This is a genomic window from Winslowiella toletana, assembly GCF_017875465.1.
In the GTDB taxonomy this organism is placed as follows: domain Bacteria; phylum Pseudomonadota; class Gammaproteobacteria; order Enterobacterales; family Enterobacteriaceae; genus Erwinia; species Erwinia toletana.
The window spans coordinates 4030894-4052334 of record NZ_JAGGMQ010000001.1 but is presented as its reverse complement, the minus strand read 5'-3'; the positions used below and the strand labels follow the sequence as shown (position 1 = coordinate 4052334).

The 21441-nt window shown below is 54.5% G+C and carries 16 protein-coding genes and 1 pseudogene; 11 read left to right on the top strand and 6 right to left on the bottom strand.

The window, feature by feature from the left end; genetic code table 11:
- The first annotated feature begins 106 nt into the window (after positions 1-106).
- Positions 107-2380 carry a mechanosensitive channel protein gene (ybiO, locus tag J2125_RS18915; RefSeq protein ID WP_017799163.1) on the top strand — a complete coding sequence of 758 codons (2274 nt, stop codon included), beginning with the start codon at positions 107-109 and terminating at the stop codon, positions 2378-2380.
- Between the two features lies 1 nt (position 2381).
- Here ybiO and rlmF read toward each other — a convergent pair whose 3' ends face one another.
- Positions 2382-3314, bottom strand: a complete 933-nt coding sequence (rlmF, locus tag J2125_RS18910; RefSeq protein ID WP_017799162.1) for a 23S rRNA (adenine(1618)-N(6))-methyltransferase RlmF — start codon at positions 3312-3314, stop codon at positions 2382-2384.
- 340 nt (positions 3315-3654) lie between these two features.
- Here rlmF and J2125_RS18905 point away from each other — a divergent pair.
- Positions 3655-3897, top strand: a pseudogene (locus tag J2125_RS18905) (helix-turn-helix domain-containing protein); the annotation flags it as partial.
- A 67-nt stretch (positions 3898-3964) separates the two neighbouring features.
- A complete protein-coding gene (locus J2125_RS18900; protein WP_017799160.1) occupies positions 3965-4597 on the top strand; it encodes a flavin reductase family protein in 633 nt (210 codons plus the stop codon).
- A gap of 7 nt (positions 4598-4604) precedes the next feature.
- On the opposite strand, the gene J2125_RS18895 is transcribed toward J2125_RS18900, so the two are convergent.
- Together J2125_RS18895 and J2125_RS18890 are read right to left on the bottom strand one after the other, a co-directional pair.
- The gene (locus J2125_RS18895; protein WP_017799159.1) at positions 4605-4904 is read right to left on the bottom strand and encodes a helix-turn-helix domain-containing protein; all 300 of its coding nucleotides are present in this window, start codon (positions 4902-4904) and stop codon (positions 4605-4607) included.
- Positions 4901-5257, bottom strand: coding sequence for a type II toxin-antitoxin system RelE/ParE family toxin (locus tag J2125_RS18890; RefSeq protein ID WP_017799158.1), 357 nt, complete (start codon positions 5255-5257; stop codon positions 4901-4903). The genes J2125_RS18895 and J2125_RS18890 overlap by 4 nt, the downstream gene beginning before the upstream one ends.
- Before the next feature lie 80 nt (positions 5258-5337).
- Here J2125_RS18890 and J2125_RS18885 point away from each other — a divergent pair, with 80 nt between their 5' ends.
- Positions 5338-5478, top strand: a complete 141-nt coding sequence (locus tag J2125_RS18885) for a hypothetical protein (protein ID WP_017799157.1) — start codon at positions 5338-5340, stop codon at positions 5476-5478.
- Between the two features lie 71 nt (positions 5479-5549).
- On the opposite strand, the gene hutG is transcribed toward J2125_RS18885, so the two are convergent.
- On the bottom strand, positions 5550-6353 hold the full coding sequence (gene hutG / locus J2125_RS18880; protein ID WP_017799156.1) for an N-formylglutamate deformylase: 804 nt from the start codon (positions 6351-6353) through the stop codon (positions 5550-5552).
- The gene (gene hutI / locus J2125_RS18875) at positions 6350-7567 is read right to left on the bottom strand and encodes an imidazolonepropionase (protein WP_026111442.1); all 1218 of its coding nucleotides are present in this window, start codon (positions 7565-7567) and stop codon (positions 6350-6352) included. Before hutI ends, hutG begins: the two co-directional genes overlap by 4 nt.
- An 84-nt stretch (positions 7568-7651) precedes the next feature.
- On the opposite strand from hutI, the gene J2125_RS18870 reads away from it, so the two are divergent.
- On the top strand, positions 7652-9007 hold the full coding sequence (locus J2125_RS18870) for a formimidoylglutamate deiminase (protein ID WP_017799154.1): 1356 nt from the start codon (positions 7652-7654) through the stop codon (positions 9005-9007).
- Complete coding sequence (locus J2125_RS18865; RefSeq protein WP_017799153.1) at positions 9007-9558, top strand: HutD/Ves family protein; 552 nt, start codon at positions 9007-9009, stop codon at positions 9556-9558. Before J2125_RS18870 ends, J2125_RS18865 begins: the two co-directional genes overlap by 1 nt.
- Here the strand turns inward: J2125_RS18865 and hutC are convergent.
- Complete coding sequence (gene hutC / locus J2125_RS18860) at positions 9542-10297, bottom strand: histidine utilization repressor (RefSeq protein WP_017799152.1); 756 nt, start codon at positions 10295-10297, stop codon at positions 9542-9544. The two genes, J2125_RS18865 and hutC, sit on opposite strands and share 17 nt — an antisense overlap.
- 261 nt (positions 10298-10558) lie before the next feature.
- Between hutC and J2125_RS18855 the strand changes: the two genes are divergently transcribed.
- The 5 genes from J2125_RS18855 (at position 10559) to J2125_RS18835 (ending at position 21259) form a co-directional block, all read left to right on the top strand.
- Positions 10559-15400 carry a hypothetical protein gene (locus J2125_RS18855; RefSeq protein WP_017799151.1) on the top strand — a complete coding sequence of 1614 codons (4842 nt, stop codon included), beginning with the start codon at positions 10559-10561 and terminating at the stop codon, positions 15398-15400.
- 267 nt (positions 15401-15667) lie between these two features.
- Positions 15668-17221 (top strand): histidine ammonia-lyase, encoded by a 1554-nt coding sequence (hutH, locus tag J2125_RS18850; RefSeq protein WP_017799150.1) that lies wholly within the window; start codon positions 15668-15670, stop codon positions 17219-17221.
- Between the two features lie 17 nt (positions 17222-17238).
- Complete coding sequence (gene hutU, locus J2125_RS18845) at positions 17239-18924, top strand: urocanate hydratase (RefSeq protein ID WP_017799149.1); 1686 nt, start codon at positions 17239-17241, stop codon at positions 18922-18924.
- A 56-nt stretch (positions 18925-18980) separates the two neighbouring features.
- Positions 18981-20114, top strand: coding sequence for a histidinol-phosphate transaminase (gene hisC, locus J2125_RS18840; RefSeq protein ID WP_017799148.1), 1134 nt, complete (start codon positions 18981-18983; stop codon positions 20112-20114).
- On the top strand, positions 20111-21259 hold the full coding sequence (locus J2125_RS18835; protein WP_017799147.1) for an alpha-hydroxy acid oxidase: 1149 nt from the start codon (positions 20111-20113) through the stop codon (positions 21257-21259). Before hisC ends, J2125_RS18835 begins: the two co-directional genes overlap by 4 nt.
- Positions 21260-21441 lie beyond the last annotated feature (182 nt).

Sequence of the window (21441 nt, the reverse complement as noted above, 5' to 3'; positions counted from 1 at the left end):
TCCTTTCTCAGCCTAATCCCAAAACCGCCAGCTTTACCTTACACTGACCTCAGGCCCGCTATACTTGCTGATCGACGCTGCTTTGGCGACGCTACAGGAGAATGTGATGCTGGCTTTTGCCCCGCCCCGACGATTTCTGCTTCGGTGGTTATTGCTGTTTATTTTCATCGCCGGATTCGGCCGTCAGGCAGTAGCTGTCTCACTGCCTGCCGCTGCGGTAGCGGCTCAGCAGACGCAAAAGCAGGGAGAGGCCGCCAGCGAGCAACCTGATGTTGAAGATAAAAAAGCGGCTTATGCGGCGCTGGCGAATATTTTGCAGAATGACCAGTCACGCGGCGAATTAATCGAACAGCTGCGCAATGCTGCTGCCACCCCGGCGGAAAATGGCCAACCGGTGCTGACGCCGCCAGCTGAAGAGCAGGATGATAAGACGGTATTACAGGGTCTGACCGATGTCAGCCGTCAGTTTGGCGGCGCCTTTGCTGAGCGATTTTCCACGCTGCAACATAATATTTTCTCCGCGCCGCATAAAACCTTTAACCCGGACACCTTTTACAATGCCGTCAGCCATTTCATGATGCTGGCGGCGGCGCTGTTTGCCTTCTGGTGGCTGGTCCGCTGGCTGGCAAGACCGCTGTATCGCCGCATGGGACGCTGGGGACGCAGCAAAAACCGCGACCGCTCCAGCTGGCTGCATCTGCCAGCGATGATTATGGCCGCTTTTGTTATTGATCTGGCGCTACTGGCGCTGGCGCTGTTTACCGGCCAGATTATGAGTGACTACCTGAATGCTGGTAGTCGTACCATCGCACGCCAGCAGGGGCTGTTTCTTAATGCGTTTGCGCTAATCGAGTTTTTTAAAGCGATTTTACGCCTGATTTTCTGCCCCAATGTGCCGGATTTACGCCCGTTCCGCATTGCCGATAACCGCGCCCGCTACTGGAATACCCGCCTTAGCTGGCTGAGCGGCCTGATTGGTTATGGATTACTGGTGATCGTGCCGATTGTCAGTAATCAGGTAAATTTACAGGTCGGCGCACTGGTTAATGTGGTGGTGATGGGGCTGATTACCCTGTGGGCGCTGTATCTGATTTTCCATAACAAGCGCAATATCCAGCAGGAGCTGGTGAGGCTTGCCGATCGCAGCATGTCGTTTTTCGCCCTGTTTATCCGCGGCTTTGCGCTGATCTGGCACTGGCTGGCCAGCACCTATTTTATCGTGCTGTTCTTCTTCTCAATATTTAATCCCGGCGACAGCCTGCAATTTATGATGTCAGCAACGGTGCGCAGCCTGGCGATTATCGGTATCGGCGCGCTGGTATCCGGCACCCTGAGCCGCTGGATTGCAAAAACTATTGTGCTATCGCCGGAGCTACGCAGTCACTATCCGGAGCTGCAAAAACGGGTCAATGCCTGGGTTTCCGCTTTGCTGAAACTGGCGCGTATTATCACCGTCTTCGCCGTTACCCTGCTGTTGCTTAACGCCTGGCATCTGTTTGATCTGTGGCACTGGCTGACGGTTGGCGCTGGCGAGAAGATGGTGGATGTGCTGATTCGCATCCTGATGATCCTGCTGTTCTCGGCGGCGGGCTGGACGCTGCTGGCCAGCCTGATTGAGAGCCGGCTCGCTTCGGATTCCCATGGCCGACCGATGCCAGGCGCGCGAACCCGTACCCTGCTGACCCTGTTTCGCAATGCGCTGGCGGTGGTGATCAGCACCATTACCATTATGATTCTGCTGTCGGAAATTGGCGTTAATATCGCGCCGCTGCTGGCTGGCGCCGGGGCGCTGGGACTGGCGGTCTCCTTTGGTTCACAGACGCTGGTAAAGGATATTATTACCGGCGTGTTTATTCAGTTTGAAAACGGTATGAATACCGGCGACCTGGTGACCATTGGCCCGATTACCGGCACCGTGGAACGGATGTCGATTCGCTCAGTCGGGGTGCGCCAGGATACCGGCGCTTACCATATTATTCCGTGGTCATCGATCACTACCTTCGCCAACTTTGTGCGCGGCATCGGCTCGTTTGTCGCCAACTATGATGTTGATCGCAATGAAGAGAGTGAAAAGGTTAATGCGACTTTACAGGCGGCGGTGAAAGAGCTGATGGAGAACAAAGAGATCCGCGGCATGGTGATCGGCGAGCCGTCCTTTGCCGGGCTGGTCGGCCTGACCAGCCAGTCATTTACCGTGCGCGTCTCCTTTACCACGCAACCGCTTAAGCAGTGGACGGTACGCTTTGCGCTGGATGATATGGTGAAGAAACATTTTGATGCGGCCGGTATTAAACCACCGCGCCAGACGGTGCAGGTGTTACAAACCGGCAGTGATATAGAGGGCGCGGCTGGCATGCAGGCATTAGCCGCTCCGGAATAAGTTACCTGGTTAGCAGACGGCTGCGCGCTGGTTTATCGTAAAAGCTCCAGGCGATAAACCGGCTCTGTTTCTGCCCCTGCGCCATATCAACAATCCGCACCTGCGCTGCGCCAGCCTCTTCCAGTGCCTCACGCAGCGCTGGCAGGTTCTCTTTGCGCGACACCAGTGAGGTAAACCAGACAAACTGACGGGCGAAATCGATACTCTCGTTAACCATCTGGCTGATAAAGGCCGTCTCGCCGCCTTCACACCATAACTCATCCTGCTGACCACCAAAGTTCAGCGGTCCATTACGATCGAGGCCAAGATTACGCAGTTTACGCTGGCTGCCCTGACGCGCATCGCTGGCGGAGGCGTGGAACGGTGGATTGCAGATACTGACATGGTAGAAATCATTTTTATGCACCACACCACGGAAGATGGCTGTGCTCTCTTTCTGGCGACGCAAGCGGATGCCGCGGTTCAGGCCCGGGTTGGAGTCGATAATCGCGTTAGCGGCCTTTATAGCCTGCTCATTGCTCTCGGTGCCGGTAAAGCGCCACTCATATTCACGATGGCCAATCAGCGGATAGATGCAGTTTGCGCCGCAGCCAATATCCAGCACGTTAATATTGCTGCGCGGGATAACCGACTGATGGTCTTCGGCCAGCAGATCGGCCAGATGGTGCAGATAATCCGCCCGACCCGGTACCGGCGGCGTCAGAAAACCGTCCGGGATCGCCCAGTGTTCAATCTGGTAGTAGTGATGCAGCAGCGCCTGGTTTAGCATTTTCACTGCGGCCGGATCGGCAAAATTAACCGACTCATCGCCATACTGATTCACCTGCACGAAAGGCGCCAGCGCGGGGTGGCACGCTTTCAGCGCATCAAAGTCGTAGCGTCCGCGATGGCGGTTGCGCGGGTGAAGAACGTTTTTTTCAGCAGGCTTTTTCATCGGCGTCTCTTAAGTTTTAGCCAAAGTAACTGGAGTTGCAGCAAGGCAGCAAGTAAACGAATCCCGGTGTCAGTGAATCGGGTGAGTGCGCGCCGCTAACGCAGCGGCAACTTCAAGTACGAAGGGTATAGTCGGCGCGTAAGATACCCGCTTTGGCAAAACGCGTAAACCATTTATCTCGTGTGCCGTCAAATCCCGTCCTTCAGGGCAGGGATATGCTGATCAAATATTTTTCGTCGATATCTGGGACAGAGACCTGGTGAACATGTATCAGGAAGGTCATTGTCTGACGCAGCTAATATTAGTTACATTTGCCACAAACAAAAATATAATTGGGAGTATGAAACGATGGCAAGCCTTCAAATTCCAGTTGCGACCAGATGATCAGCAGGAGCGTGAAATGAGACGCTTCGCTGGTGCCTGTCGTTTCGTTTTCAACCGTGCGCTGGCGCTTCAGAACGAGAACCAGGAGGCGGGAAATAAATATATCCCTTATACAAAAATGACCTCATGGCTGACTGAGTGGAAAGCAGCAGTAAATACCCGGTGGCTTAGAGACTCCCCCTCCCAGCCTTTGCAGCAGGGATCCTCGCCCTTTAGGGCTGGGAGGATGTCAAGATAAAGAAATTATCTCTGAATCAAGGAATACTATGTCTCGACAACGTCATTCGTACCAACCCCGAGCCGGTCACGGACTACCGCATGACCCGCTGAATGCGATTATCGGCCCCCGCCCGATTGGCTGGATCAGCTCGGTCAGTGAAGCTGGTGAGCGCAATCTGGCGCCGTACAGTTTTTTTAACTGCTTTAACTATCATCCGCCAATTATTGGCTTTGCCAGCAGCGGCTGGAAGGATAGCGTGCAAAATATTACGCAAACCGGCGAGTTTGTCTGGAACCTCGCCACCCGCCCGCTGGCTGAGGCGATGAATGAAAGTTCTGCCTCGCTGCCCCATGGTGAAGATGAGTTTAGCCTTGCCGGACTGACGCCGCTGGCCGCCAGCTATGTCAAAGCCAGTATGGTGGCGGAAAGCCCGGTTAACTTTGAGTGCAAACTGACGCAGTGTATTCAATTACTGGATGCCGACGGCGGTGAGATTCCCACCTGGCTGGTATTGGGCGAAGTCGTGGCGATCCATATCGACAGCGCACTGCTGGAAAATGGCATCTATCAGACCGCCAGAGCGCAGCCGATTTTACGCGCCGGTGGGCCGAGCGCTTATTACGCGATAAATGAAGATCTGCGCTTTGATATGGTACGCCCGGATGCTCGTTCGCGTTAATGCTCAGTCAGATGTAATAGATGCGGCCTGAGCCTGTCGGCATTTCCACATTCAGGCTCAGTTTGCCGCCCAGCGCCTCAATATATTTTTTCAGGCTGGACAGTTTTATCTCCTCACCGCGCGCTTCGATAGCGGCAATCGCGGGCTGACTGATCCCCATGATCCCCGCCAGCTCGGTCTGCGACAGCGCCAGTTCTTCACGTAGCTGACGCAGGCGAACGTCAAGGATCATCGCGTCCGCTTTTTGCTGAATACGCGCCTGCGAGGCAGGCGAACGTTTTGCGATCAGTTCGTTAAGTTTACTCATTTTTTAACCCCTTCCAGATGTTGTCTGTATTCCGCATCAGCCTTTTTAATCATCTCAGCATAAAATCGCTTTTGCTTGCGGCCGGTTTTATCGGCGGCGCATAATACGATGGCCTGCCTTTCAGGATCGAATGCAAAGAAAGCTCTCACCGGCCGCCCATTGCTTTGCACTCTCAGTTCCTTCATATGATGAAATTCCGAACCTTTTACCTGATCAACATCGGGTCTTCCCAGCATCGGCCCACACTGCTCAAGCACTTTCAGGCTTGCCAGCACATCATCAATCATGTCGTCATCCTGCTTATCCAGCCACCGATCAAAATGTTCAGTGGTATCTACTTTCCATGTATCCACGACATTCTCCATAAACTGTAGTTTATACCATGCAAGTTATAAACTACAGTTTATATTTTCAAGCGGCGCGAGGGGTGAAAATGTCATTTATGGAAGGAAGATCGGCAATTGCGCGACTGGGAGCCATTGTCGGCTCCCGCGGGTTTGATCCTTTAGCCAAACTGGCCGCCGCTGTGGCATGGGGATTAGCCAGCAACATCACTTATCAGTTAACCCACTGAAATTGAAAATCGCGGCCATTGCATAGCCGTCAGGAATTGCTGTTACGTAGCAAACCGGCCAGCAGCGCAGCTTATTCAGCTTTGCACTGCTGCGCCCCCTGCTCCAGCATCACCTCAATCAGCTGTTTTAACAGCGGTTGCAGTTCTGCCGCCCGATCGCCACGCCAGCCAAACGGCGGCTGCTCATCCATATAGTTGCCCTGCGCCAGCTCCAGTTGCAGCGCATACTGCTGCTGCGTCGGTTGGCCATAAGCACGGGTAATATAGCCGCCCTTAAAGCGCCCGTTCATTATCCAGCTAAACCGTGACTGCGCTTCACAAACCTGCTGTAGCGCGGCGCTCATCACTGGCGGACAGCTTTCACCACTATTAGTGCCAAGATTAAGATCCGGCAGACGGCCATCAAACAGACGCGGGATCACCGAGGCGATGGAGTGGGCATCAAACAGTAGCACATAGCCAAACTGCTGCTTCAGGCGCGCCAGCTCCTGCTGTAGCTTCTGATGATACGGCGTCCAGAGATCCTGAAGATAACCCTGACGTTGCGCGTCGGTTGGCGTCATCCCCGGTTTAAAGGTTGGCGTGCCGTCAAACAGGGTTTCCGGATACAGCCCGGTTGTGGCGGTGGTATACAGCGGCTGATTATCCGCCGGACGGTTAAGATCGATGACAAAGCGCGAGTAGTTGCCCACCAGCACGCTGGCGCCCATTGTGTTAACAAAATCATACAGCTGCGGAATATGCCAGTCGGTATCCGGCAGGCCGCGCGCGGCATCGCTGAGCCCGGCTTCAACTTCCGGCGTCAGCGCGGTTCCGGCATGGGGAATACTGATCAGCAGCGGCAGCGTGCCGGCTGAGAACTGATAAGGGGTCATTGCGCTTCTCCTCGATAGATAACCTGACAAGGCAGCTGTCCGCCCAGCCAGTAAACTAACTCCGCCGGACGCGCCAGCGGCCAGTGAACAAAATTAGCGACTTTGCCGCTTTCCAGCGTACCGTGTGTTTTCTCCAGCCCCAGCGCTTTTGCGCCATGCAGTGTGACACCCGCCAGCGCCTCTTCCGGGGTAAAGCCAAACAGCGTGCAGGCCATATTCAGCATTAAACGCAGCGACAGAGCCGGTGAGGTGCCGGGATTAGCATCGCTGGCCAGCGCCATCGGCACCTGATACTGACGGAACAGCCTGACCGGTGGCCGCTGCGTTTCGCGCAACAGATAAAATGCCCCCGGCAGCAGCACCGCTACCGTGCCATGCTGCGCCATCGCCTGCACGTCACTTTCGGTGGCGTACTCCAGATGGTCGGCAGAGAGCGCATTAAAATGCGCCGCCAGCGCGCCGCCGCCCAGCGATGAAAGCTGTTCAGCGTGCAGTTTTACCGGCAGACCCAGCTGCTGCGCCCGTTCAAAAACACGGCTAACCTGCGCCGGCGAGAAGGCCAGATGTTCACAAAACGCATCGACCGCATCCGCCAGCTGCCGGGCTTTTACTTCCGGCAACAGCCGCTGGCAGATAATATCGACCCAACCGTCAGGGTTCTGTTTAAACTCCGGCGGGAAGGCGTGCGCCGCCAGACAGGTAGCCAGCACATCAGCGGGAACCTGCTGCGCCAGCAGACGAATGGCCTGCAGCATGCGCAGTTCACTCTCTTCATCAAGGCCGTAACCGGATTTAATCTCCAGCGTTGTGACACCCTCCGCCAGCAGTCGATCGATGCGCCAGCGCGCACTGCTGACCAGTTCATCCAGCGGCGCGGCGCGCGTGGCGCGCACCGTGGAGAGAATGCCGCCCCCCTGCGCGGCAATCTCCGCATAGCTGACGCCATTCAGACGCTGTTCAAACTCCGCGCTGCGATCGCCACCAAATACCAGATGGGTATGGCAGTCGATCAGTCCGGGCGTAATGATACCACCGCCAAAATCGGTGCGCTGCTGCGCCTGAATATCCGCCGCCTCACTGCGCGTACCGATCCAGACAATCTGCCCGTCCGCCACCGCAATGGCGCCATCGGCAATCAGGTTATACTGGCCGTCGCGCATGGTGACCAGGTCGGCCCCGTACCATAAACTGTCACACGCTATTCTGGCTGCCATCTGTTCTCCCCGCGGGTCGCGCCATTTACAGAAACCGTCAAAGTATGTATATGTATATACAACCACATAGCCTGAGGATCAACCATGTCGAGTTATTTTGCGTCGCGCGCACTGCTGGCAGACGGCTGGCAACACGCGGTACGTATTGAAGTCGATACCCGGGGAGTGATTACCCGTATCAGTGCCAACAGCGACGCCGACGGCGCCATTATCCTGCCCGGCGCAGTGGTGCCGGCGATAGCCAATCTGCACTCGCATGCCTTCCAGCGCGCAATGGCCGGACTGGCCGAAGTAGCTGGCGATCCGCAGGACAGTTTCTGGACCTGGCGCGACCTGATGTATCGTATGGTGCAACGGCTCTCGCCCGAACAGGTCGGGGATATCGCCCGCCATCTCTATATCGATATGCTGAAGGGCGGCTATAGCCAGGTGGCAGAATTCCACTATCTGCATCATGACCTGAATGGCACTCCTTACCCCCAGGATGAGATGTTGCAGCAGCTGGTCGCGGCGGCGGAACAGGCTGGCATCGGCCAGACGCTGTTGCCGGTGCTCTACAGCTACGCCGGTTTTGGCGCCCAGCCACCGCAGGCAGGCCAGAAACGCTTTATTCAGGATACTGGGCAATATCTGCGCCAGCAGGAAAATCTCAGCACGCTACTGCGCAATAAGCCGCTGCATAATCAGGGACTCTGTTTCCATTCGCTACGCGCGGTTTCACAGCGGCAGATGGAGGAGGTGCTGGCCGCCAGTTCCACAACTCTGTCGGTACATATCCATATTGCCGAACAGGAGAAAGAGGTTAATGACTCGCTGGCCTGGAGCGGCGAACGCCCGGTTAACTGGCTGCTGGATCGCTTTGAGGTCAATCAGCGCTGGTGTCTGATCCATGCCACGCATCTTGATCAGGGTGAAATCCGTCGTCTTGCCAGTAGCGCGGCGGTGGCCGGTCTCTGTCCGACTACCGAAGCCAATCTTGGCGACGGTATCTTCCCCGCCACCGACTATATCGCCGCAGGCGGCCGCTGGGGTATTGGTTCCGACAGCCATGTATCGCTGGATGTGGTCGAAGAGCTGCGCTGGCTGGAGTATGCCCAGCGTCTGCGCGACCGTCGTCGCAACCGTATCGTCACGCCACACCAGCACTCGGTGGGCGACCTGCTGTATCGTCAGGCGGCGGCGGGCGGCGCGCAGGCTTGTGGCGTTAATAGCGGTTCGCTGGCCGTCGGTCAGCGCGCCGACTGGCTGGTGCTGGCGCAGGACGCCTGGCTGGGCAGTTGTCCGGATCACGCCCTGCTTAACCGCTGGCTGTTTGCCGGTAACCGCTCGCAGATCCGCGATGTCTGGGTGGCAGGCAAGCAGCTGATTGCCGAGGGCCGCCATGCGCTACAGGAAGAGAGCGATCGCCGCTTTGCGGCGGTAATGGCGGCACTATTGTGATGCATTTCTATCAGACCCAAAAACTGCCGGCCAGTAAATGGCGCAATGGTGGCGGTGAAACGCGGGAAATCGTCAGTTTCCCGCCGGAGCACAGCGAGTTTGGCTGGCGCGCCAGTATCGCGACGATCGCCGCCAGCGGTGATTTCTCGCGTTTTCCCGACGTGGACCGGGTGATTACCCTGATTGAAGGGGAAAAAGTTGAACTGTATGGGCCGGAGCAACCCTCCCATGCGCTGTTGCTGAATCAGCCGTTCTGTTTCCCTGGCGAACTGGCGATCAGTGCGAAGCTGTTCGGCGACGCCAGTCTCGACTTTAATATTATGACGCGGCGTGAACAATTTAGCGCGCAAGTGGTGATCAGCAGTACCGCGCAGCGCAGCGAGATGGGCGTTTGTTGGGTCATCGCCGGTGAGTGGCGATCTGGTGCGCAACGGCTGTCGCGCGGTGAAGGCGCCTGGTGGACGCAGTCGGGTGAAACCTTAACCCCGCTTGCGGATGATGCGTTAATACTGTTTGCGGCGATAACCCCGAATATCAGCCGTGACCCTTAAACCGCCCTAACAGCTTATAACGCGAACCAGGATAAAGCAGTCTGGCATAGGTGACAATTTTCGCGTCGCTCCAGGTCTGGCGACGGATAAGCAAACAGGGTTCATGCTCGTCCAGCGCCAGATGCTTACGCTGACGCATATCCGGCAATACCGCTTCCACAATATGCTCACCCGCCGTCAGCGGCGCCACGCGCATCAGATAGGTGTAGGGCGTCTGCCTGGCGTAATCCTGCTGCAGATAGTCCGGCGCCATTTGCGGGTTCACCAGACGATCTTCCAGCTGAACCGGCAACTCATTCTCGTAATGGATAATCAGCGAATGGAAAATTGACTGACCGGTAGCCAGTCCCAGTACCGCCGCCTGCTCCGGGTCAGCTTTCATCTCGCTGAGGGCGAGAATCTTGCTGCTGTGTCTATGGCCGCGCTGCGCAATCTCTTCCGCGATATTATGCACTTCCAGCATCGCGGTATAGCCTTTGCTCTCGGCGACAAAAGTGCCAACGCCCTGCATACGAATCAGATAACCTTCGCTGGTCAGCTCGCGTAGCGCACGGTTGATCGTCATGCGGCTGACGCCTAACCGGTTAACCAGTTCACTTTCCGATGGCACACGCTGGTTAGCTTTCCACACCCCTTCACTGATCTGACTGACGATCGCCTGTTTAACACGCTGATAGATCGGCGCAGGCTGATCACTCATTGCGGCTGCGAGTTGCGAAATGGCAGTCTGCTCGACCATATTTTGTATCCTTATAAAGCTAATAACCTGAGTTTACTGGTTGGTAGCGCAAATGTATAGACATCTGCAAATGTCCACCCTCGCATACGGAGAATACCTCCCCCCTGAGTCAGGCCATCTGTAATCAATGCATGCTGGAGGAAACCAGCGATGCCCCACCAGGATACGCTTTTTATATAAATGCATTAGCAATGTTCCATTACGCTTAACAAGTATCGCGCAGTTCAGAACCGTTGCCTCTTACTGAAAGGAAGCCGACTTATGCCTGATATTAACCTGCCTGTTTCTTCATCAATAACAAAACCAGGATCCTTTCCCGGCGGTATATTTACGGGTTATGCTGGCTCATGGTGGCATAGTATAAAAAATGTCACTAATATTTCCTGTCTGTTTGTTAAAAGCTTGCTTCCAGGCGAAAATGATATTCTCGCTTTAAATGAGAAGGATTTAATGATTGCCTGTCAACAAGCGCAGGGGTTATTAACGCCCTCGCTATCATCTCCTCAGGTGCTGATTCATCTGGTGCGCAACAAACTGCAGTTGCCTGCAACGCAGGAAATAATCATACAAAGCATCTGTCAGCAAAATACGCATAACGGGCTGCAAACCTGGCTACCGTCAATGCCTGTCCCTTTTGTGGTTTTTACCGCAATACAATTAAAAAGTATCATTTCCCAGTTATGCACCTGCCCGCAGCAACAGATAAATGACATCTGCGAAAAAAAAGAACTTTATATATTTTTAATCAGTGAGATTTACCGTGCCGCCATACCTCACCTGGCAGAAAAATCAACACCGCCGGAAGTTTTTCAACAAATATGTCTGTGCCTGATTGCCAGCTATCTCCCCCTGTCACTCTCAATGCCCGACAATGCCCATAAAATATGGACCAGTAAAATCATGCAATTTTTATCGCTATTTCCCGGACAGGGTCCGATCGATATTAAAAGGCAGGCATTTTCTTTCTATTCGCTACTGATGGTATTAATCAATTTATCCGACAAGGCGCAACAATTGTGGCAGTACGCCATCCAGCCCGCGCAACCCACCTTAAATAGCGACAATATCCCGGCGCCAGCGGAGAAACATATCCGGTTACCTGGGTTTGCCCTGTCCGGCCAGAATATGCCTGCTCCCCCTTTTGAACGTTACCAGCTGCCACCTTACAGCTGTGCGCTACTCAAATCGCAGCAACGACAACAGATCACTTGTTGCCCGCCGGAAAAAAATCCCCCTTTCCCGGACAACCAGACAGCCCCCTTCTCAGCGGCGCTTGATGCCACATTGCTGATAAGTGAAAACCGGCAACAGGCGTTGCTGGCCGTGCAAAATTATGCGCAGCCAGTGACACTTAAACTGGCATCTCAATTACCTGCAACACACTCGCTCTGCTGGCCCGAGTCCAGAACAGGGCGTTTTCCGCAGATTAGCGGCAGAGCAGCAACAGATAGTCAGCCTGTACCGCAAGCCGTCACCGCTGGTGCCCCTTCATACTCGCACTCTCTCGCTGCCCCCATCGTGACGACTGCGGACTATCTCACCACCCAAATCAGCAGCGTGCTATCGCAACTCTATAGTCTGATTACTGGCTACACCACCGGCCAGGATCTGCGTAGCGTGACAAATCCCGCAGCGTCCGGGCATCTGTTTGCCCAGGCTTTGCCGGTGAGTACATTCTCTGCTGCTCGCTTCTGGTCGGAACAGATAACTACTCCCTTAGAAACCAGTACGGAAGATATGCCTGAAGACAACACCGATGCCCTGCCAAATACCACTGACATGCCAGAGCAGGAGATTCTGATAAGCCATACTTCGTACTCACCACAAGATAGCCCCGAGCAGCTATACCAGCTATTGAATAATTTCTGTACCCGCTTGCACTTTTCACTGTCCCGGACCGAAAAAAACAATCTGGCCACGCTGCTGGAGGATAAGCTGGTATTCACTTATCAGACCACCAGAGCGAAACGCGCACTTGAGGGGCATGAAAAAAGGACATGTCTGCTCAATGAAGCCATAAAACTGGAACAGGCGAATGGATCCAATGACACGCTTTCAGGCCGGATGTTCAGCTTTGGCAATCAGCAATATCAGAACAGCCTGGTATTTTTTAACTATTCAGCGAAGAAATTCGATCCCAGCGCCGTAGTGATAGGCATCGGTCAACATATATTGGCTTATTTAGCCACTACAACGGGGCGGATCCTCAATGGCGATATTTTCAAACCGGAAGCCTGCGAATCAGGCGGTGAATTTGTGCTCAAAATAGGCAGCTCGGTTGTACTGCTGCCTGAGGCACAAGGCGCCAGCGCATTCAGGTCAAAAATGCCCAACAGGCCCATGGCTTCGATCAATAATGTCGCCAGATTGCCGCCCCCCCCGCGTGCTAATCAGCCGCAAACAGCAGCGAAAAATATCCTGCCGGTAAAAAAATTAAACGGCAGTATATTAAGCCACTCCGATAGCGGGTTAACGTTGAATCCACCGCTGGTGGGTGAGATAGGCGGCAACCGCTGGTATATTTATCCACAGGGTACTCGCGGTGAAGCCATGCTGGCTGAGACCAGCGGAAAACCACATCAGGCAAAATATAATTCACAGAATGGCAAATGGAGTATAAACGATCAGCCCGGCGAAGCTTTCTTCGTGTATGACGATCCCGCCAACCATGCCTGGATTAAACTCAATGACGCATTTTATTGGGTCAAGAGCCAGAATAAGGACCATACTTTCACCCTTGGCAATGGTCAGAAGATATATTTCGATAGTGCGGAGAAACAGTGGCATCCCTACCCGAGCGGTAATCATCATATTGACGGCAGAACATTATCCGCCATTCCCGCGGAATTACTCAGCGCATATCCTGGCGATAGCGTGGTGCTGACGCCAGTAAGATTTCCGGCAGCAGAGAGTAAGTTGTGGCGTATTCCGGCAACAAGCGAGCTGTATTACCTTGAAGTACAGATTGCGGACAGCATCATCCCTGGCAAAGTTCAGGTACAGTATGCCCCGGGTATCCTGAACGGTGACTTTTTCACTTTTTTGCAGGCTCGCCCTCTCTCACAGCAGCGCGTATTAAAATGGGATTATCAAACCCAACGCTGGGAAGTCGCGACCCCCTTTAGCGCACTGCAGGCAGCAGAAAAAGAGATCACCGCCAGCATGTTAGTCACCAGTGCTGGCGATCCAGATAACCCGCTGCTGCCACAAAATATTCCAGGGCTATATCAGTCTGGCGCTCGCCATTTTCTGCACTGGACAACAACCGCATCCGCTGAAAATCGCTATATCCCCCTTAGCGCCACCGCCGCACTGGGGATTTATCGCCTGGCCGTAAAAAAAACGCTGGATAGCGAAAAATTTCAGCTATTCAAATTGCGCTATGACAGTGTTGAAGAAAAGTGGACTTTCCATCAGGTTACCTCGACGACATTTATCAATTTACCCCATGAGGTAAAAAAAATACAATTAACTCAGCCGTTCTCCGAAAAATATGCCCTGCCTGGCTATAAAAATATTTATCATGATGAACAGGGAAATCTGTATATCATGAGCGGCATTGACAAAGAAGGGGTCACAGAATATATCAAAGTGACGCAGCATGAACGAAAAAGAGATCATTTTATTTTGCATATACCCGCTGGTGATGGCCCTGAGAGGCTATGGGTTATGCATTATGATGAGGGGGAATTTTCATTTGAAGTAGAAGTGAGCTGCGCCGGTGGAAAAATAGTTAAACGCGCAGGTGATGAGTTCTGCGCCGGAACCTCCGGCGTCAATCGACCACAACTTCCGGGTGCAATTGCAACAGAAAAAGAGGCAAACAGAGCTATTGATTTTATGAAGATTAATGTATTAAAAGAGTTGAACCTGGATTACCTCACCGACCTGGAACCAGAAACGACCCAATACTTAAAGCAACTTGGCAAAGCAAAGGATTATATATTTTGCAAACAGGGCGAAGAAGTCCTTGAGTATCCTGCAATTAACAGCTTTATCCCGGTAGATAGCTTTTTTACGCGTAGCAAATCTATACTGGATACTATTCTGTCGCAGGTTAGCAAAAAGAAACTCGCCATCTTTATCCGTAAACATTTTGGCGAACACAATTTAGCCAGAAAAACAGCAATATTTCAAAAAACATTAAAATCAGCATCAGGGAATTTAAAAGAATATTCCGCTAACGGAAAAAACATCGACAGATTGTTTCTTGCTAAATCCACTGACTCAGCCTTACCCATCGTGCAAAATACTGCGGCTCTCACCATTGGTGCGGACTACGTTAAAAAACCGATTATGTTACTCCTGGCAGAACCCTTTACCCTTACTCATTCAGCGGGAAACCATCCGTATCGCTATCTTAAACGTTTAAATACTATTATCCATGAGGTAAGCCATATCGGTAAATTTAAAAAAGAGAGCAGATCAGGCGTTATACGCCGCTATCGTACCAGCGATTTCTTTTACAATCAGAATGATATTTTTCATCCCTACTCTCGCAGACAATATTTTTACTCTACCCGGCAAAAATATGACATAACAGTAGCAAATGAAAAAAAACTAGCCACTAAAACAGTGTCAGAAATCATGCTTAAAGAAGATTCACATGCATTTAACAGCGATCCAGCCAGCGATAGCGATATTTTTTTCAGATTAATTGAGAAGCGACTGGAAGAAAGTATGCAAGATGACGTTATTGATCCGCGAGCCACTGCCCATGATATCGAACAAGTGGCGGGGAAAGGGCCGATAAAAACCGGTAAACAAAAAACCAGCCAACAACTTCAACTGGAATATTATTTTGAAGATTGTAATTATGCTCTAAAACAACTCGAATTACCGGAAATTAAATATAAGGATGTTATCAATGGGTTATTCATCATGGAAAATGCCAGATTAGTGATTAATCCACTAAAAATGGCACATGTAAAGTCATTGCTGAGAAGCATGGCCAGTAACCCGGAGGCGCGGGCGGCCATTGTGCTCAATAATGCTGACAGTATTGCCTATTACAGTTTTTTGCTGCTGGCTGAAGAAGGTTTACTGGATCAGTTTCTTCCCGATCCCAGGCTTCCCGTTCCTTCAAGACTACTGCCATGGTAATTGCCTTGCCCTGAGATGGTGCGAATTTAGCGCGATCACAGTGCAACAGCAGTTACCCGCTCACAACCAACTGGCCGCGACGCTGCGGATCTCTGATTTTGTTCGGTCTGGCACAGCTCTTGCTTACTTGTATAGACAAGACTATACACTTATGCTTCACTCAGTATAGTCAACCCTTACTTGACCCGTTGCTCTTTATAGCAGCAGGTGCTACCCGGCAGCGTCCGGGTTTTCTCTTCACCGAACTTGTATAGACAGGAGTATACTATGTCGCTCTCTACGCAAGAATGTCGTCTGATCCCCGGTGCGGTGGATTTGGCGATGCTCAAGACCATTTATCATGGTGGCGTAACCCTGACACTGGATGAAAGCGCACGTGAAGCAGTGCTGAAAGCGCACGACACCGTGACCGCCATCGTCAGCTCGGGCAAAGTTACCTACGGCATTAATACCGGCTTTGGCAAACTGGCGCAGACCTCCATTCCGGCGCAGCGTCTGGCTGAATTGCAACGCAATCTGGTGTTATCACACAGCGTGGGTCTTGGCGATCTGCTGCCCGATGATGTGGTGCGGCTGGTGATGGCAACCAAAGTGATCAGCCTGGCGCGCGGTCATTCCGGGGTGCGTATCGCGCTGATTGATGCGCTGATTACCCTGTTTAATGCCGGTATTATGCCCTGCATCCCGGAAAAAGGTTCCGTCGGCGCATCCGGCGATCTGGCGCCGTTAGCGCATCTCTCCCTGATGCTGCTGGGCGAAGGTCAGGTACGCGTTGAAGGTAAACTGATCGATGCGGTTGACGGTCTGAAACTGGCCGGGCTGCAACCTTTTGTGCTGGGTCCGAAAGAGGGTCTGGCGCTGCTGAACGGCACCCAGGTTTCTACTGCGCTGGCGCTGCGCGGTCTGTTTGAAGCGGAAAAAGTGTTTGCTGCCGGTCTGGTGGCGGGAGCACTGTCGCTGGAAGCGATTAAAGGCTCGATTAAACCTTACGATTCGCGTATTCATCAGGCACGCGGTCAGAGCGGGCAAATTGCGGTGGCTGCGGCGGTATCGACGCTGCTGGCAGGCAGTGACATCCTCACCTCCCACGCCAACTGTGGACGCGTGCAGGACCCCTATTCAATTCGCTGCGTCCCTCAGGTGATGGGCGCCTGCCTCGATAACCTGAGTCACTCCGCACGCGTCTTGCAGATTGAAGCCAATGCCGCTTCCGATAACCCACTGGTGTTTTCAGAAACCGGTGATGTGATCTCCGGCGGCAATTTCCACGCCGAACCGGTCGCTTTTGCCGCCGATATTATCGCGCTGGCGGTAGCGGAAATCGGCGCGATCTCCGAACGCCGTATGGCGCTACTGCTGGATACCGGCCTCTCTGGCCTGCCGCCGTTCCTGGTTAACGATGGCGGCGTCAACTCCGGCTTTATGATTGCCCAGGTAACCGCCGCGGCGCTGGCTTCTGAAAACAAATCCCTCGCCCATCCCGGCAGCGTCGACAGCCTGCCCACCTCCGCCAATCAGGAAGATCATGTCTCGATGGCCACTTACGCCGCACGCCGTTTAGGCGCCATGTGCTTTAACACCGCCGCGGTGGTAGGAATTGAAGCGATGGCCGCAGCGCAGGGAATTGACTTTCATCGTCCGCTACAAAGCTCGGCGATGCTGGAACAGGAGCTGGCGCAGCTGCGTCAGCGCGTCGCCTTCCTCGATAAAGATCGTCTGATGGCCCCCGATATCGAACAGATGCGCCTGTGGGCAAGCAGCGACAGCTGGCCCGCGCATATTGCCGCCCTGCTGCCAAGTCACGCCCGCGACGCCCACTAATTGAGGAGAAGGATACAATGAGCGAATCCCTGAGCAAAGCGGTAGCCCGCGAAATCCGCGCCCCGCACGGCAGTGAGCTGCACTGTGCCAACTGGCTGATCGAAGCCGCCTACCGCATGATCCAGAATAACCTCGATCCTGATGTCGCTGAACGCCCGGAAGATTTAGTGGTGTACGGCGGGATTGGTAAAGCGGCGCGTAACTGGGAGTGCTTTGAGCAGATCCTGCGCTCGCTGCGCGCCCTGCAACCAGAAGAGACCCTGCTGGTGCAGTCCGGCAAGCCGGTTGGCGTGTTCCGCACCCATGCCGATGCGCCGCGCGTGCTGATTGCCAACTCTAACCTGGTGCCGCACTGGGCGACCTGGGACCACTTCCATGAGCTGGATAAAGCCGGACTGATGATGTACGGCCAGATGACCGCCGGCTCCTGGATCTATATCGGTGCACAGGGCATTGTGCAGGGCACCTTTGAAACCTTCGTCGAAGCGGGACGCCAGCACTATAACGGCGATCTGAGCGGCAAGTGGATTCTGACCGCCGGACTCGGCGGTATGGGCGGCGCGCAACCGCTGGCCGGGGTACTGGCCGGGGCTTCGGTGCTGGCGGTGGAGTGTCAGGAGTCGCGTATCGATTTCCGTCTGCGCACCCGCTATCTCGATTACAAAGCCTTCAGCATTGATGAAGCACTGAAAATGATTGCTGACGCCAATAGTGAAAAACGCGCTATCTCGGTGGGTCTGCTGGGCAATGCGGCGGAAATTCTGCCAGAGCTGGTGAAACGCGCGCAGGCGGGCGGCATGAAGCCGGATATCGTCACTGACCAGACTTCCGCGCACGACCCGATTAACGGCTATCTGCCGCTGGGTTGGGATCTCGATCGCTGGGCCAGCGTACGCGCCAGCGACCCGAAAGCAGTGGAGAAAGCCGCACGCGCCTCGATGGCGGTGCATGTGCAGGCGATGCTCGACTTCTGCCATATGGGAATTCCCACCGTCGACTACGGCAACAATATCCGTCAGGTAGCGCTGGAAGAAGGGGTGAAAAATGCTTTTGATTTCCCGGGCTTTGTTCCGGCCTATATCCGCCCGCTGTTTTGCGAAGGTAAAGGACCGTTCCGCTGGGTGGCGCTGTCCGGCGATCCTGAAGATATCTATAAAACCGATGCCAGACTGAAAGAGCTGTTCCCGCACCACACCAACCTGCACCGCTGGCTGGATATGGCACAGGAGCGTATCGCCTTCCAGGGTTTACCGGCGCGGATCTGCTGGCTCGGCCTTGGCGAACGCCATCTGGCCGGACTGGCCTTTAACGAAATGGTGCGTAATGGCGAGCTGAAAGCGCCGGTGGTGATTGGCCGTGACCATCTTGACTGCGGGTCCGTGGCCTCGCCAAACCGTGAAACCGAAGCGATGAAAGATGGTTCCGATGCGGTATCCGACTGGCCGCTGCTGAACGCCCTGCTGAATACTGCTGGCGGCGCCACCTGGGTCAGTCTGCATCATGGCGGCGGGGTCGGTATGGGCTTTTCGCAACATGCTGGCATGGTTATCGTCTGTGATGGCAGTAAAGAAGCCGACGCGCGACTGTCACGGGTACTGTGGAATGACCCGGCGACCGGCGTGATGCGTCACGCGGATGCCGGTTATGAGCTGGCGCAATCCTGCGCGCAGCAGCATCAGCTCAATCTGCCGATGGTGAAATAAATCTCCCGACCGCCCCTTCCCCCGCCCTGTGGGGGAAGGCTGGGGGGGAGCAGGCAATGCAGAACTTCGGGGGTTTTATGCTCAGCAATACGCTCCACGCTCTGGCGCGCAAGGATGTGCTGCAACTCGGCGTATATAACGCCGGGCTTTCTGATGAAGCAGTAAGAAGCACCTGGCAGGTCGAGACCATTTCACGGCTGGCCAGCAATGAGAACCCGTTAGGCGCCAGCCCGAGAGTAGCGGCGGCGCTGGACAGCAGCAGTCAGCGCAGCGCCATCTATCCTGATGCCGCCAGCAGCGCGTTACGTGATGCGCTGGCGGTGAAAACCGGCATCGCCGCCGACTGTATCGCCATCGGCAACGGCTCAGAAGAGTTACTGAAACTATTGTGCCTCGCCTTTGTTAACAGCGGCGATCGCGTGGTTACCCTGCTGCCCTCTTTCGGTCTGCATCAGCTCTATCCGCAGCTGATGGGCGCGCAGGTTGATCTGGTGGCGGTTAACCAGCAGATGGAGTATGACCTGCCGGCCTGGGAAGCTGCGCTGACCACCCCGGCTAAACTGGTCATCTTCAGCAATCCTTCGAATCCGGTAGGCTGCATGCTCGATCAGCGCGGATTTCAGCGCCTGATTGACGCCGCGCCGCAGGATGCGTTGCTGGTGGTCGACGAAGCTTATTTTGAGTACTGCGCCCATCTGGCAGCGTATCCCGACAGCCTGACGTTGCTGCGCCAGCAGTCACGGCCGTGGATAGTGCTGCGCACCTTCTCTAAAGCTTATGGTCTTGCTGGTTTGCGCGTCGGCTACGGTCTGGCCAGCGATCCGCTGCTGGTGGATCTGCTGAATCGCGTGCGGACGCCATTTAATATCAATCGCAGCGCGCAAGCCGCCGCGCTGGTGGCGCTGGACGATCAGCAACATGTGCGCGACAGCGCCGCCTGGGTGGTGCAACAACGCCAGTGGCTGGCAGCAGAGTTACAACCTCTGGTGCGGCAAGTCGCCCCTTCTGAAGCCAATTTTCTGTTTTTCCGCATCAATGGCGACGGCGCTGAACTGGCGAAAAAATTGTTAGCGTTCGGCATTATTATTAAACCCTGGCTGGAACCCGGCTACCGCGACTGGTTACGCGTGTCGATCGGCAGCGCGGCCGATAACCAGCGCTTTATCGCCGCGCTCAGGCAGGTGCTATGATCCTCAATCTTAACGATTTTCGCCAGCAGGCCAGACGCACGCTGCCCGCATTCGCCTTTCACTACGTGGATGGCGGCGCGGAAGATGAAATCACCCTGCGCCATAACCGTGCGGTATTTGATCGCTGGCAGTTTGTCCCGCCAGTGCTGAAAAACGCCAGCCAGCGCGATCTCAGCCTGCAGCTGGGCAACGAAAAACTCAGTGCACCGCTGCTGATTGCCCCCACCGGCTATAACGGCATGTTGCGCTATCAGGCCGATCTGATGCTGGCGCGCGCTGCACGCGCCGCCAATATCGCGTATATCCAGAGTACCGTATCAACGGCGGCGATGGAGGAGATTGCCGCCGACGGCTATGGCAATCACTGGTTTCAGCTGTATGTGTTAAAAGATCGTCAGGTCACCATTGACCTGCTGAAACGGGCGCGTAAGGCCGGTTGCAGTACGCTGGTGGTGTCGGTGGATGCGGTGCATTTTGGCAATCGTGAGCGCGATAAACGCCATTATCGCCGCCCGATGAAACTCTCGCTCAGCAGCCTGCTGAATGTCGCCAGTAAACCCGGCTGGGTATGGCGCACGCTGAAGCCGCAGGGCATGCCGGGCTTTGGTAATCTGCAGCCCTATATTCCACCGCAGTATCAGCGCGGCGTCGGCGGCGCAGCTTATTTTGCTGAGCAGATGGAGACGCAGCTCGACTGGCAGACTATCCGCTGGCTGCGCGAGCAGTGGCCGGGGCAATTACTGATTAAAGGCATTCTGACGGTAGAAGACGCGCAGCAGGCAATGGCCAGCGGCGCCGATGGCATGGTGCTGTCAAATCATGGTGGGCGTCAGCTGGATGGCGCCGTCAGTCCAATGCTGATGCTGGCGGAAATTCGTCAGGCAGTGGGCGCAGAAGCCACCATTCTCATCGACAGTGGTTTCCGTCGCGGCACCGATGTGGTGAAAGCGCTGGCGCTGGGTGCTGATGCGGTGCTGATTGGCCGCCCGCTGCTGTATGCCGTCGCGGTGCAAGGTCAGGCCGGGGTCGAACAGGCATTAACCCTGCTGCGTAACGAGATTGACCGCACGCTGGCGCAGCTGGGTTGCAGCAATCTGGCGCAGCTCGGGCCATATTTGCTGCGCCCAATGCCCCCTCCGCCATAAAATGCTGTATCTCTTCTTTGATTGCTTTAGTCTGGGCAGTACCCAACAGTGGCTTCCTGGTGTTAGCATGGATAATATCAGGTACAGCCCAGGCTAAATAAAAAGAGATGACTCCCTGATAAAAGCACTATAAAAACATTCATCCTGACCGTCAATTTCTGAAAAAATAAAACCTCCGAAGT

Excerpts from the sequence above, each read along its gene's own strand:
- ybiO (WP_017799163.1), top strand. The coding sequence starts at position 107 with ATGCTGGCTTTTGCCCCGCCCCGACGATTTCTGCTTCGGTGGTTATTG.
- rlmF (WP_017799162.1), bottom strand. The coding sequence starts at position 3,314 with ATGAAAAAGCCTGCTGAAAAAAACGTTCTTCACCCGCGCAACCGCCAT.
- J2125_RS18900 (WP_017799160.1), top strand. The coding sequence starts at position 3,965 with ATGTCTCGACAACGTCATTCGTACCAACCCCGAGCCGGTCACGGACTA.
- J2125_RS18895 (WP_017799159.1), bottom strand. The coding sequence starts at position 4,904 with ATGAGTAAACTTAACGAACTGATCGCAAAACGTTCGCCTGCCTCGCAG.
- J2125_RS18885 (WP_017799157.1), top strand. The coding sequence starts at position 5,338 with ATGTCATTTATGGAAGGAAGATCGGCAATTGCGCGACTGGGAGCCATT.
- hutG (WP_017799156.1), bottom strand. The coding sequence starts at position 6,353 with ATGACCCCTTATCAGTTCTCAGCCGGCACGCTGCCGCTGCTGATCAGT.
- hutI (WP_026111442.1), bottom strand. The coding sequence starts at position 7,567 with ATGGCAGCCAGAATAGCGTGTGACAGTTTATGGTACGGGGCCGACCTG.
- J2125_RS18870 (WP_017799154.1), top strand. The coding sequence starts at position 7,652 with ATGTCGAGTTATTTTGCGTCGCGCGCACTGCTGGCAGACGGCTGGCAA.
- J2125_RS18865 (WP_017799153.1), top strand. The coding sequence starts at position 9,007 with ATGCATTTCTATCAGACCCAAAAACTGCCGGCCAGTAAATGGCGCAAT.
- hutC (WP_017799152.1), bottom strand. The coding sequence starts at position 10,297 with ATGGTCGAGCAGACTGCCATTTCGCAACTCGCAGCCGCAATGAGTGAT.
- J2125_RS18855 (WP_017799151.1), top strand. The coding sequence starts at position 10,559 with ATGCCTGATATTAACCTGCCTGTTTCTTCATCAATAACAAAACCAGGA.
- hutH (WP_017799150.1), top strand. The coding sequence starts at position 15,668 with ATGTCGCTCTCTACGCAAGAATGTCGTCTGATCCCCGGTGCGGTGGAT.
- hutU (WP_017799149.1), top strand. The coding sequence starts at position 17,239 with ATGAGCGAATCCCTGAGCAAAGCGGTAGCCCGCGAAATCCGCGCCCCG.
- hisC (WP_017799148.1), top strand. The coding sequence starts at position 18,981 with ATGCAGAACTTCGGGGGTTTTATGCTCAGCAATACGCTCCACGCTCTG.
- J2125_RS18835 (WP_017799147.1), top strand. The coding sequence starts at position 20,111 with ATGATCCTCAATCTTAACGATTTTCGCCAGCAGGCCAGACGCACGCTG.